Below are 13,945 nucleotides of genomic sequence, written 5' to 3'. Positions count from 1 at the left end.
TTTTGCTTGGCAAGGCATTTATCTTGTATAGATACCCCAAAGAGTCTTTTGTATGTATATTTTTTAAAATAAAAAGCCAAGAAAACGAATTTGCTCTCTTGGCCTTCTATAATAATTGCAATTAACGTTTTGCAATTTCTTGTTGTAATAATTTATTGACCATTGGTGGGTTCGCTTGACCTTTAGTAGCTTTCATAATTTGACCAACTAAGAAGCCGATAGCGCGATCCTTACCGTTTTTGAAGTCTTCGATTGATTGTGCATTGTTGTCTAGAACTTCTGTAACGATAGCAAGTAATGCACCTTCATCAGAAATTTGAACTAAACCTTTTGCTTTAACGATTTCTGCTGCGGAACCGCCATTTTCTACTAATTCAGCAAATACTTTTTTACCGATTTTAGAAGAAATTGTACCGTCCGTGATTAATTTCACCATTTCCCCAAGGTTTTCTGGCGTTAATGCAGTATCTTTAAGGTCTTTTTGTTCTGCATTTAAGTATGCAGAAACATCACCCATAAGCCAGTTTGCTGAAAGCTTTGCATCTGCACCTTTAACTACCATAGCCTCGAAGAAGTCTGAGATTTCTTTTGAAATAACAAGAACTCCTGCATCATATGGTGTTAACCCTAATTCTTCAACATAGCGCTTTTTACGAGCATCTGGAAGCTCTGGAATTTCTGATTTTACTCGTTCTAACCACTCATCATCGATTGATAGACGAACTAAGTCTGGCTCTGGGAAGTAACGATAATCATCTGTTCCTTCTTTCACACGCATAAGAATTGTTTTACCTGTTTTTTCATCGAAGCGACGAGTTTCTTGCTCAATTTCCCCACCTGAAAGAAGAACATCAGCTTGACGTAATTCCTCATGCTCTAAACCACGGCGAACGTAGTTGAAAGAGTTAAGGTTTTTAAGCTCTGTCTTTGTACCAAATTCTTCTTGACCATATGGACGAAGTGAAATGTTGGCGTCACAACGAAGTGAACCTTCTTCCATTTTACAGTCTGAAACATCTGAATATTGGATGATTGATTTTATTTTTTCAAGATACGCATACGCTTCGTTTGGTGTGCGAATATCTGGCTCAGAAACGATTTCTACAAGTGGTGTACCTTGACGGTTGAAGTCAACTAAAGAGTGGTCGCCACTGTGAGACAGTTTACCAGCATCTTCTTCCATATGAAGACGTGTAATACCAATACGTTTTGTGTAACCATCTACTTCGATATCAACCCAGCCGTTTTTACCGATTGGTTTATCGAATTGAGAAATTTGATAAGCTTTCGGATTATCTGGATAGAAGTAGTTTTTACGGTCAAATTTTGTTTCTTGTTCGATTTCCATGTTAAGTGCAAGTGCTGCACGCATTGCGAAATCTACAACATTTTTATTAAGTACAGGAAGGACACCAGGATAGCCTAGGTCGATAACTGTAGTATTTGTATTTGGTTCAGCACCGAAATGAGCTGGTGCTGATGAGAAGATTTTTGAGTTCGTTTTTAACTCAACGTGTACTTCTAAACCAATGACTGTTTCAAAGTTCATGTTATTTTCCCTCCCAAATTTGAGGAACTTGTTTATGGAACTCCGTTGCTTGTTCAAAAGCATGAGCTACACGGTAAATTGTTGCTTCATCGAAATATTTACCGATAATTTGTAAGCCTAATGGCAGTTCACTTTCAAAGCCACATGGAATTGAAATGGCTGGCACACCAGCTAAGTTCATAGGAATTGTTAAAATATCATTTGCGTACATCGTCATTGGATCATTAACGTTTTCACCAATTTTAAATGCTGGTGTTGGAGAAGTTGGTCCAATGATTACATCAAAGTCTTCAAATACTTTGTCATAGTCTGCTTTGATAAGTGTACGTGCTTGTTGCGCTTTTTTGTAGTAAGCATCATACGTACCTGCGCTTAATGAGTAAGTACCAAGCATGATACGACGTTTTACTTCATCACCAAAGCCTTGTGCGCGTGTTTCTTTATAAAGGTCCATCAAATTATTAACATTTTCTGCACGGAAACCATAACGGATACCGTCAAAACGAGAAAGGTTAGAAGACGCTTCTGAAGAAGAAAGAATATAGTATGCCGCAAGTGCGTATTTCGAATGAGGAAGTGATACTTCTTCTACTGTAGCACCTAAGCCTTTTAATACTTCTAATGCTTCAAGCACTGATTGGCGTGCTGCTTCGCCAACACCTTCACCAAGGAATTCTTTTGGCACAGCGATACGTAAGCCTTTTACATCACCTGTAAGTGCTGCTGCGTAGTTTGGAACTTCAACGTTTGCAGAAGTTGAATCGTTTGGATCTAATCCTGCAATTGCTTCAAGTAAAAGAGCGTTGTCTTCAACATTACGAGTAATTGGCCCGATTTGATCTAAAGAAGATGCAAATGCAACTAAACCAAAGCGAGATACACGACCATATGTAGGTTTCATCCCTACAACACCGCAATATGCTGCTGGTTGACGGATTGAACCACCTGTATCAGAACCAAGTGAGAATGGTACTTCACCTGCTGCTACTGCTGCTGCAGACGCACCTGAAGATCCACCCGGTACATGGTTTAAGTTCCATGGATTTTTTGTTGTTTTATAGTACGAGTTTTCATTTGAAGAACCCATTGCAAACTCGTCCATGTTTAATTTACCGATAGTGACCATACCAGCTTCACGTAGCTTTTTAACTACTGTTGCATCGTAAATTGGCATAAAGCCTTCTAGAATTTTAGAAGCACAAGTTGTTTCTAAACCTTCTGTCACGATGTTGTCTTTAACACCGATAGGAAGACCGAAAAGTGGTCCACGCTCTTCAAATGGCACTTTGTCCATTTCAACTGCTTGTGCAGTTGCTTTTTCTTCGTTTGAAGCAAGGAAAGCTTGTACATTGCCGTCAAGCTTTGCCACACGTTCGTATGCTTCTTTTGTTAAATCAGCGATTGTTAGCTTACCCGCTTTAATGTCAGCTTGTAGCTCCTTTGCTGAACGTTCAAATAACGTCATGAGGAATCCTCCTATGTTTTAGTATTACATGATAGCTGGTACTTTTACTTGACCATCTTCTTGTTCTTTTACGTTTAACATCATTACTTCACGGTCTAAGCCTTTTGTTGCCACATCTTCACGCATTACGTTTACTAGTGGTAAAACATGAGTTGTTGGTTCAACATTCGTTGTATCTAACTCGTTTAGTTGCTCTGCGAAGTCTGTAATTTTACCAAGCTGTTCAGCAAATTTCTCTGCTTCCTCTTCCGTAATTGCAAGACGTGCTAAATTTGCAACGTGTTTAACTTCTTCTTTTGTTAATTTTGCCATTTTTCCACACCTCCGAATACTCACTCAATTCATTGTTTTTGTCGATGACAATAGGGTTGAATAAAGTTAACCATGCAAATTATCATAACATTTTTCATATTAAAAATCACAACTTTCACCAAAAATAAAGAAACTTTCACTACTATGACGAAGTGTTGTCTTTAGGGACCGCCTTTCAAGTCCTTCATATAGACTTCGCTTTTCGGGAGTAGGGCATGGATTGTGTGCCGTGCTCTCGGATCTCGGGTCAAGAGGCTTCCCGTCGTTTCAAAGACTTTATCCGTCGCTCAGGGGAATCCTTCCGTCGCTTTCGCTTTTTTATCCGTCACTTCCGATGGGCTATCCGTCTCCCTTGTTTCTTTCCGTCATTTCGAAGACTTTATCCGTCGTTCCGGGGAACCCTTCCGTCGCTTTCGCTTTTTTATCCGTCACTTTGGCTGGGCTATTCATCGCCCTTTCTTCTTTCCGTCATTTCGAAGACTTTATCCGTCGCTTAGGGGAATCCTTCCGTCGCTTTCGCTTTTTTATCCGTCACTTCCGATGGGCTATCCGTCACCCTTATTTCCTTCCGTCGTTTCGAAGACTTTATCCGTCGATCCGCGGAATCCTTCCGTCGCTTTCGCTTTTTTATCCGTCACTTCCGATGGGCTATCCGTCGCCCTGTTTCTTTCCGTCGTTTCGAAGACTTTATCCATCGCTCCGGGGAATCTTTCCGTCGCTTTCGCTTCTCTATCCGTCACTTCCGATGGGCTATCCGTCGCCTTTGTTTCTTTCCGTCATTTCGAAGACTTTATCCGTCGATCTGGGGAACCCTTCCGTCGCTTTCGCCTTTTTATCCGTCATTTCCGCTGGGCTATCCGTCACTCTAAAGAGCCTATCCATCCTTCTGATTAATTCTTCATTTTTCTTCCCACAAAAAAATATAGTCAGCACGAGGCTGACTATATGTTAATAGATATGGACGTATGGTTCCTTTTCGCTGGCATTCTTAACGATCAATGCCTCTGGACCGTTTATTGAGGTAATATTTACTTCAACATTGATGTTATCAAATTGATTGATCAGAACACCTGTTAAATATTGAGTAAATCCTATAATTTCAGACTTGCCGTAAAATTGGATTGGCACTTCAATCGTTAGCTTTTGAATTTTTTTATTTTGATAGAAGCCTGTTCCTATTACACTAGTATAATTAGAAAAGTATTTATCTACATCTTGTTTAAAATTCTTAAAGTTATTGCTAACATCCCTGTATACATCCTGTGATTCACTAGTTGGGAATAGTACATATTCTTCGTCAATACCTTTCCAATCAGCTACGTCGTTTTGTCCTGCTTTTGCTACGCCGTAGTTAAAATACGTTCCTGGAATAATATCATTGCGAGCTTTTTGTTTAAACAAGCCTACTACAATCGGTATATCTTTCAATTCATCACGAGTTCTTAAGCGGGACACAATTTCAGCGGCCATTTTCTTTCCTTGCTCAACGAGTTTTGCCTCCGGAATTGGTTCCTCATAGTACTCTCCATATTTTTCCTTTTGATAATAATAAATAGAGTTTAAGGAAAGTCCTATCGAAATACCGCCTAATTTCACTTTATTATCACTAGTTTTTGTTAAATAATTTTGCTCAACAATATGTGATAAATAGATTGGGGCCTTAGTTGCACGTTCTTCTGCTGGCATTGAGTCCGTCGTTGGAGGATTTAAACCATCCTTCGTTTGTGAACTACGTGCAAGCCAATCTGTCACTGTGCTTTCAGCTAAATACTGCCCCTCTTGGAAGAAGTAGTTTTCTGTGTCAAACTCATTTTGGGAAAGACGCATTAAACCTGTTTCTACTTCCTTCATATCATATTTCGTAAAGATATTTGAAACTACTAATCCTCTGCTAGCACTTTGTTTATAAGGTGTTAGCGTTCTATAGTATGAATCATCAATCTGTATGCTTGGAATAATCGTTGTTTCCGCTTTTTCCTGTTGCGTCTCCTGTGTAAGCTCTGTTTCCTTCTTATTAGAAGGCACACAGCCGACTAGCATTGCAGCAGCGACAATTGCTGGAATGAGTCGAAATGACTTCATTATTTTTGTACTCCTTTACTGTAAATCAAATTGTGCTCGACGAATTGTTCATACCCTACCTGTGGAACGTAGAGACATTTATAAAATGCCTCTACGTTCCACCAAGTGGCTAGGACAATTCATCATACTTACCTTCACTACTATCCTTTATTGGACGAGGTTAAGTTGTTCGATCAGGCTGTCTTCATTCCAAACTTCAATACCTAATTGCTCGGCTTTTTCTAGTTTAGAACCCGCTTCTGCTCCTGCAATGACAAGGTCAGTTTTTTTGCTGACACTACCTGTAACAATACCACCTAACTCTTCTATTTTCGCCTTTGCTTCGTTACGTGTCAATTGCTCAAGTTTACCAGTTAATACGATTGTTTTACCCGCAAAAGGATTATCCCCTATAGCTACTTCTATTTTTTTACCTTTATACGTCATATTGACGCCTACTTCAGCAAGGCGCCCAATGACTGCACGAGCATCCTCATTTGAAAAATACTCGACAAGCGATGAAGCCATTTTATCGCCGATTTCATGAATCGCCACTAGTTGCTCCTCTGTTGCTACCATCACCGCTTCCATCGTTTCAAACTCCTCTGAAACAATTTTTGCTGCTTTTTCACCAACATGTCGTATCCCTAATCCAATTAGTAAACGCTCCATTGAATTTTCTTTGGAGGCCTGAATGGCACTGACTAAATTCGTCGCTGATTTTTCTCCCATACGCTCAAGCTCGACAAGCTGTTCTACAGTTAAGTGATACAAATCAGAGATATCATGAATTAAATCTGCACGTAATAATTGCTCAACGACTTTATCACCAAGACCGTCAATATTCATAGCATTACGCGATACGAAATATTTAATGCTCTCCGCAATTTGTGCAAAGCATGCTGGATTTACACAACGTAATGCCACTTCTCCTTCAATACGAATAAGCTCGCTATCACAAACTGGACAATGTTCTGGCATTACATATGGCACTGAGTCCTCAGGGCGCTGCTCCAGTATTACACCTACAACTTGAGGAATAATATCTCCGGCTTTTCGGATAATGACAGTATCTCCTAGTCGAATATCTTTCTCTCGAATTAAATCCTCATTGTGTAATGACGCACGTTGAACTGTTGTACCTGCCACTTGAACAGGCGTTAAAATAGCAGTTGGAGTAACAACACCTGTACGCCCAACCGTTAAATCAATATCAAGTAATGTTGTCACTACTTCTTCAGCAGGGAATTTATAGGCAATTGCCCAACGTGGACTCTTTGCTGTATAACCAAGCTCATCCTGTTGCGCATAGCGATCCACCTTAATAACAATACCGTCAATTTCATAGGCTAAATTCGGACGGCTTTCAGTCCACTTTTCGATAAAGGCTAGTACTTCTTCAATCGTTGAGCAGCGTTGACGCTCTTTGTTTGATGGGAAGCCTAGTCCCTCTAAATAATCGAGCATCTCTGCATGACCGTCAATACCATATGCCTCGCCATCTCCTCCAATTGCATAAATAAAGGTTGATAGCTGACGACTCGCTGCTATTTTAGGATCTAACTGGCGTAAAGAACCAGCAGCCGCATTTCTCGGATTAGCAAATAATTCTTCTCCATTTTCAGTACGAAGGGTATTCAATTTGTCAAATGATTTTTTAGGCATATACGCCTCGCCACGTACTTCAATTGTAAGTGGTTCCTTCAATCGAAGAGGTATTGCTCGAATCGTTTTTAAATTTGCTGTAATATCTTCCCCTACAACACCGTCTCCTCGCGTTGCTCCTTGTACAAAAACACCATTTTCGTATTTTAATGAAATGGCAAGACCATCAATTTTCAACTCACAAACATAGGAAAAGTTATCACCGATTGCTTGACGTACTTTACGGTCAAATTCACGTAAGTCTTCTTCATTAAAAGCGTTTGATAGACTTAGCATCGGATAATCATGAGTCACTTTCTTAAAGCCTTCTACCACTGCTCCGCCAACACGCTGCGTAGGTGAATCTGGGTAAATAAGCGACGGATTCGCTTCCTCTAATGCAATAAGCTCATGTAATAATTGGTCATAAACACTATCTGCTACGACAGGTTTATCCAACACGTAATAGGCATGACCGTATTCGTGTAATAATTTATTTAACTCCACAACGCGCTGTTCAATTTCGTTCATTTAAGTTCCTCCGCTTACCCTTTTTCAATAGGTGCAAATTGTGCTAGTAATCGCTTAATACCAATAGGTTGTGGAAAGGCAATATCTAGCTCTGTACTATCACCCTCACCTTTTACACTAACAACCATACCTGTTCCCCATTTTTTATGGATCGCTTTGTCTCCAGCCTTCCAGCCAAATTGGTCACCACCTGTTGTTTGTAAACGAGCAGTTGCATGCTGTGTTTTCTGAACCGCTCCAAGTGTACGTTTTTGATAGCCACTTGTAGAACGATTACTTGAGGCAAACGGAACCTCAGGCTTCGAACCACCTTTGGATATTGATTCTGTAATATCTTCTGAAATTTCACCTAAGAAACGAGAAACATTATTATAGCTAGAACGACCAAAAATCGTACGGCTTTGTGCACTCGTTAAATATAAACGTTCCTCGGCCCGCGTCACGCCGACATACATCAATCGTCTTTCTTCTTCCATTTCATCCATATCATCAAGTGAACGAGAATGTGGGAAAATATTTTCCTCCATTCCAATGATAAAGACGATAGGGAATTCTAAGCCCTTTGCAGCATGCATCGTCATCAAAATAATGTTGCCCTTTGATGTGTCATCTTTATCAAGTGCATCAATATCTGCAATTAGCGCTAAATCTGTTAAAAAGGCAATTAAGCTTTTATCTTCACTGCGCTCTTCAAAAGCCTTTGTTACTGATAAAAACTCTTCAATATTTTCTAAGCGGCTTTCTGCTTCAATCGTCTTTTCATTTTGTAGCATTGCTCGATAACCAGATTTGTCAATGACCTGCTCTACAATTTCTGTCACCGATAAATATTCTTGCATCTCTGTAAAGCCTTTAATCATTGCATAAAATTGCTCAGCTGAATTAGCAGCCTTCCCTGAAAGACCCATGAATACAAGATCATTCATAGCATCAAAAATAGAGCGCTCCTGTTCAATCGCATAGCGCGCCATTTTTTCAAAGGAAGTTGCACCGATACTACGCTTTGGCTCATTAATAATACGTGCGAGTGATAAATCATCATCATTATTGGCAATAAGGCGCAAGTAGGCAAGTAAATCCTTAATCTCTTTACGATCATAGAACTTAGTACCACCAACTATTTGATAAGCCATATTGGACTTAACGAGCACTTCCTCCATCACACGGGACTGAGCATTTGTACGATATAATATCGCAAAGTCATCAAATGAACGATTATCTTTTTGAATAAGCTGTTGGATTGTTTGTACAACGAATTGCGCTTCCTCTTGCTCGTTATAAGCTTTGTACAACACGATTTTTTCACCTTCTGCATTTTCTGTACGCAGTTCTTTTGGATAACGTGTTGTATTATTTTGAATGACGTCGTTTGCCGCTTGTAGGATGCGTTGTGTTGAACGATAATTTTGCTCAAGCATAATGGCCTTAGCATTTGGATAATCCTTTTCGAATGAAAGAATATTGCCAATATCTGCACCACGCCAACGATAAATCGATTGGTCGGAATCCCCTACAACACAAATATTTTTAAATTTCTTGGCAAGCAACTGAACGAGTAAATATTGAGATTTATTTGTATCTTGATATTCATCTACATGAATATATTGGAATTTATTTTGATAGTATTCAAGCACTTCTGGTACACGATTGAATAATGTAATAGTTGTCATAATTAAATCATCAAAATCGAGTGACTGATTGCGGCGTAGTCTTTTTTCATAACCTTTATAAACACGGGCAATCGTTTTTTCGTAAGGATTATTTTCATTGATTTGACCTGCATAATCGTCCGCAGTTTTACATTCGTTTTTTGCTGAACTAATCGCATTTAAAATCGCACGAGGTTCAAAACGCTTCGTATCAATATTTTCATCCTTCATAACATTTTTAATAACTGATAGCTGATCAGTAGAATCTAAAATTGAAAAGTTACGTGATATCCCAAGCTGATCAATATTGCGTCGCAAAATACGCACACACATTGAGTGGAATGTCGATACCCACATACTTTCGCCAGTTCCGTTACCTAGTATGCCATCTATACGCTCACGCATTTCACGTGCAGCTTTATTTGTAAATGTGATAGCTAAAATCTTTGATGGGTATACTTCTTTTTCGATTACTAAGTATGCTATACGATGTGTCAATACACGTGTCTTCCCTGATCCAGCACCCGCCATAATGAGAAGCGGTCCCTCAGTTGTTTTAACCGCATTTTCCTGCTCAGGGTTCATACCTGCTAATAAGTTTTTCGTTAACTGCTCCATTTCGCACCGCCTTACAAACGTTTGTTCTTAAATTATATCGTATTTTTTACAGCCTTAACAGTCGCAAGTGCAGCTTTTAAATCTTCGTATATAATATTACCAACTACTACTGTATCTGCATATTTTGCCATTTCTGCTGCTTGCTGAGCAGATGTAATGCCGCCACCGTAAAACAGTCGCGTATTTTTCAGTTCATTTTTCACAGCACTTACAACCTCAATATCGCCATAAGTACCGCTATACTCTACATAAAATACAGGTAGTCTAAAGAAATTTTCAGCCATACGTGCGAAAGCAACAACATCATCAATGGATAAATCCGTTTTCGCATTCGTTACTTCAGCTACTTTACAATTCGGGTTTAAAATACAATAGCCTTCAGCGACTAATTCATCCCATATCATAATATCTCCATATTCTTTAATTGCTTCATGGTGTAAATTTTTAATCCACTTTGGATCATCACTATTCAACACGGTTGGAATGAAATAATAGTCATAGCCTGGTGTTACTGAATCAATCGCAGAAATTTCAAGCGCTATTGGCACTTCAAAGCGTCTTACACGAACAAGTAAATCTAATACACCATCTAAAGTTACACCGTCTGTTCCGCCAACTATAATAACATCTGTACCTGATTCACAAATTTTTTCTAGTGCCTCATCTGAAATATCTTTAGCTGGGTCTAGCTTGAACACATGTCTCCATTCTAAATAATCCATCTATTTTACCACCTATCATTTTCAATCTATTCGTTTACAAGTATAGCTTATGACTGTCTACAAAAAAATGAAAAAGACTGGGTAATAACTCTACCCAGCCCTTTTACCTACTATTCTTTTGGTGCTTGAAACGGCTTTTCATCTGGATACAAACGACCTAACATTTCATCATATGTATCATTCCCGTAATCAAAGCAACGACGTACACGTGAAATAGTTGCTGTACTTGCACCTGTTTCCTTCTTAATAGATTCGTAGGTTTTCTTTAAACGTAGTAAATGCGCGACCTCAAAGCGTTGTGCCAGCGATTGAATTTCACTAATCGTACATAAATCATCAAAAAATTTATAACATTCTTCGATGTCTTTCAACTCTAACACTGCTTTAAATAATTGATCTGTTTGATGCCCTCGAATTTTTTCGATTTGCATGCAATCTTCCTCCCTTTAAGGCTGCGTTTTCACCATTGCTTGTAACCCTGGTGAAATTGGTACGAAATTTACCCAAGACTTCCCTGGTACTAGCTTCACAAGCTCCCCAGACTCTTCTACAGCCATTGGTATTCCATCAATATTAGCCCATTTGACTTCTCTCATATAGCCATTTTGAAATACATACGCATTTCCACCAGAAGTTAAATCAATTTCTTGGCGCCCCTCATTATCAATCGTTCGATGTTTCATTTCAAAAAATAGCACATTTGAAAATGATAATGTGTCGCCTGTTAACATATCCTTTGTGTCAACGCCAGCCGATTGTCGTCCATAACGATTACTTTGCTTATCATACAAATACGAATTATGGAAATACTCACTATTTCCGTAGTAAATGTCAACTCGACTTGTTTCATTGCCTATTTTACCACGTTCATCGGGTTCATAAAAAGCCTCATGTACTTTTTCATGGTAACTCATTGAAGCGCCCACTTTTTTCGCTCCATTTAATATACTTTCAGACGTAATATACGAGTTGTGTGGAGCAACACGGTCTTTTGAACGTTTAAAAAGTGTGCCATCATAATCCATACCATTTATATTGTCGACTACATTATTAGTAAGCATCGATTTTGCCTCTGGGCTATAACCATGTGCTACGTAAAATGCACCATAGCCTTTCGCAAGATCCACAAAATAAGATCGAGCACTACGAACAGGTCCTACATTTTCTGGCAGTTCACTTTGATAAACTGCTAATAAACGTGTAACATTGCCTTCTGCTAGCATTTCATAAATAATATCTGCCGCTTCTATTCCTGATTGTGGACGTGCTTTCGGGTGATTATTAACTGTAACAATAATTGGACGCTGCGTAATTTCTTCCTTCACAGCTTCACCTGTTAACGGAGCAACAAACGCTCCTTCTTTAACTGGCTCTTCAATAGCAGTTCCATCGTCAACTTTGCTCGTATCATCTTTCTTTACTTCTGACGAATCTTTTGAACATCCTCCTATCAGTAAGGTGCTAAAAGCCATTGCGATAAATAGTTTCTTCGATTTGAACACAAGCATTACTCTCCTTTTATCAATTACATCTACCATAGGGAAACTTCAATTAACGCATCACTGCTGGTAATAATAACTTATTCTTCATAACATCAAAAATCCCTTTTGGCGTAATACGGATATATGGTAAATGTGTCGATTGTAAGAATAGTAAAGAGTAAACTGCGTCTCCTAAGTGGTAACCACGTTCCGCTAATGCTTGTTTTAAGAACTTCTCTTTTTCTGCTAGCTCCTTCACATCTCCATCATATAAAAGACCGCCAATTGTTAAAGGAACAGCAGCAATTACCTCGCCTTTTTCAACAAGGACAATACCACCACGCATTGCCTTCATTTCCTCAAAGGCTTTAATCATATCGTCTTTATTTTTTCCGATCAGTAAAATATCGCCTGTATTCGAATAAGATGAGGCAAACCCTTGAACACTAGTAGCAAAACCTTTAATCATCGTGTTAACATGCCAATTACCGTCTCTATTCATAAGCATTAAATAACATTCATCATGATCTGCAAGCTGCCCTTCTCTAGTAATGAATGAGTTATATGGTTTCGTAATAACATCATTGACTAACTCAATTCCAAACGGCATCGAGAATTGAAAATCATGAGACGTTAATGAAAAATCTAAGTCAAATGCAGGTAACGCTGAATAATCTATTGTCGCAAGTTTCTGCACTTGTTCACCATCACGTTTTAACCATACACCCTTCGATAATACACTTTCAGGAACTGGGTGCCATTCGTCTTGTAAAATATTTAGGGAAGCAAATCGACCCGTTGCGATAAAGCCATGTAAGTTGGACATATTATAATAGCGTGCAACATTATAAGAAGCCATTTGATAAGCATCTATCGGTGCTACACCTGCATCTAAAGCTACTTGAATACATTTATCCATTACACCATCCTCATGGAAAGAAGGTGGTGAGCCATCTGTTGTCATCATTAAATGATCAAAAATAGGTAGCTCTTTTTCAACTATTCCCTTTAATAAATCAGGGAGGTCTGGACGAATTGAAGAATGACGTAGCGTTACAGCATATCCTTGCATAATACGTCGCTCTACTTCTTCCACTGTCATAGCTTCATGATCACCATCTGCACCAAGTAGCTTCATTCGTGCTAAAGTTCGTTCTGATGCTCCAGGGAAATGCCCTTCTATTTTTTTCCCGTAGCCCTTAGCCATTTGCATACGATAGAGCATTTGGTCATCCCCATGTAACAACCTTGGCCAGCCCGTTAATTCTCCTCCAAGTAAAACATCATCACGTTCTAACCATTCTAAAATGGACGTATTAGAAAAAATCTCTTCCTCCTGTTCCATTTCAGTTTGCGAATCAAAACGAGTCCACCAATAAAATGAAAACGGTAGCTTTTTCAAATCATCTAGTATTGAAAACGCTTTCTTATTTTCTAAAGATAAAACGAAGCTTAAATTATCTGAAATAAAAGTTGTAGTTCCTAGCTGACCACAAAAATCAGCAAAGGATTGCGGATGGTATAACTGGAACGGATGAACATGTGGCTCAATATATCCCGGTACAATTGTTTTATTCGTACAATCAACCACTTCTGTCCCTTCTAATAACGGAGGCATTCTATCACCAGCATAGACAATACGATCTCCTAAAATCCAAATGTTCCCTACTATCCATTGTTTGAGCATGCTATGTAAATAACGTGCATTTGTTAATACAATATCCGGTGCTTTTTTTCCATCAATTACTGCTAATTGCTGACGTAATTCTGTAATTTTCCATACTGGATCCATTCTATTCGCCCCTTCCTAAATTACGTAAAATTTCATTGTGTAAATCCTACGCGAAATCACATACTACTACTGCATAAACGCAATTTTTTATGAAATTAATGCTTTATGCAATCATCTTGTT

At 38.9% G+C, this 13,945-nt stretch carries 10 protein-coding genes; all 10 read right to left on the bottom strand.

Annotated elements, in window-relative coordinates:
* Positions 1-121: 121 nt before the first annotated feature.
* The 10 genes from gatB to ACIQZA_RS18370 all read right to left on the bottom strand — a co-directional run bounded on the left by gatB (position 122) and on the right by ACIQZA_RS18370 (position 13,824).
* On the bottom strand, positions 122-1,549 hold the full coding sequence (gene gatB, locus ACIQZA_RS18415) for an Asp-tRNA(Asn)/Glu-tRNA(Gln) amidotransferase subunit GatB (RefSeq protein WP_402883348.1): 1,428 nt from the start codon (positions 1,547-1,549) through the stop codon (positions 122-124).
* A 1-nt stretch (position 1,550) separates the two neighbouring features.
* On the bottom strand, positions 1,551-3,014 hold the full coding sequence (gene gatA, locus ACIQZA_RS18410; RefSeq protein WP_400939660.1) for an Asp-tRNA(Asn)/Glu-tRNA(Gln) amidotransferase subunit GatA: 1,464 nt from the start codon (positions 3,012-3,014) through the stop codon (positions 1,551-1,553).
* A 24-nt stretch (positions 3,015-3,038) separates the two neighbouring features.
* The gene (gene gatC, locus ACIQZA_RS18405) at positions 3,039-3,326 is read right to left on the bottom strand and encodes an Asp-tRNA(Asn)/Glu-tRNA(Gln) amidotransferase subunit GatC (RefSeq protein ID WP_010857153.1); all 288 of its coding nucleotides are present in this window, start codon (positions 3,324-3,326) and stop codon (positions 3,039-3,041) included.
* Positions 3,327-4,274: 948 nt separating this feature from the next.
* Positions 4,275-5,408, bottom strand: coding sequence for a CamS family sex pheromone protein (locus tag ACIQZA_RS18400; RefSeq protein ID WP_142510101.1), 1,134 nt, complete (start codon positions 5,406-5,408; stop codon positions 4,275-4,277).
* A gap of 147 nt (positions 5,409-5,555) precedes the next feature.
* On the bottom strand, positions 5,556-7,562 hold the full coding sequence (gene ligA, locus ACIQZA_RS18395; protein ID WP_400939666.1) for an NAD-dependent DNA ligase LigA: 2,007 nt from the start codon (positions 7,560-7,562) through the stop codon (positions 5,556-5,558).
* Between the two features lie 14 nt (positions 7,563-7,576).
* On the bottom strand, positions 7,577-9,829 hold the full coding sequence (gene pcrA, locus ACIQZA_RS18390) for a DNA helicase PcrA (protein ID WP_402883349.1): 2,253 nt from the start codon (positions 9,827-9,829) through the stop codon (positions 7,577-7,579).
* Positions 9,830-9,861: 32 nt separating this feature from the next.
* Positions 9,862-10,551, bottom strand: coding sequence for a heptaprenylglyceryl phosphate synthase (gene pcrB, locus ACIQZA_RS18385; protein ID WP_402883351.1), 690 nt, complete (start codon positions 10,549-10,551; stop codon positions 9,862-9,864).
* Between the two features lie 110 nt (positions 10,552-10,661).
* Positions 10,662-10,982, bottom strand: a complete 321-nt coding sequence (locus ACIQZA_RS18380; RefSeq protein ID WP_004225717.1) for a YerC/YecD family TrpR-related protein — start codon at positions 10,980-10,982, stop codon at positions 10,662-10,664.
* Between the two features lie 15 nt (positions 10,983-10,997).
* Positions 10,998-12,053 carry a DUF3048 domain-containing protein gene (locus ACIQZA_RS18375; RefSeq protein WP_142510097.1) on the bottom strand — a complete coding sequence of 352 codons (1,056 nt, stop codon included), beginning with the start codon at positions 12,051-12,053 and terminating at the stop codon, positions 10,998-11,000.
* 49 nt (positions 12,054-12,102) lie between these two features.
* The gene (locus tag ACIQZA_RS18370) at positions 12,103-13,824 is read right to left on the bottom strand and encodes an adenine deaminase C-terminal domain-containing protein (RefSeq protein WP_402883355.1); all 1,722 of its coding nucleotides are present in this window, start codon (positions 13,822-13,824) and stop codon (positions 12,103-12,105) included.
* Between the last annotated feature and the right edge of the window lie 121 nt (positions 13,825-13,945).

The sequence above is a fragment of the Lysinibacillus sp. NPDC096382 genome (assembly GCF_044762845.1).
GTDB lineage: Bacteria > Bacillota > Bacilli > Bacillales_A > Planococcaceae > Lysinibacillus.
The sequence above is the reverse complement of the archived record's forward strand: the minus strand, read 5'-3'. Positions and strand labels throughout refer to the sequence as shown.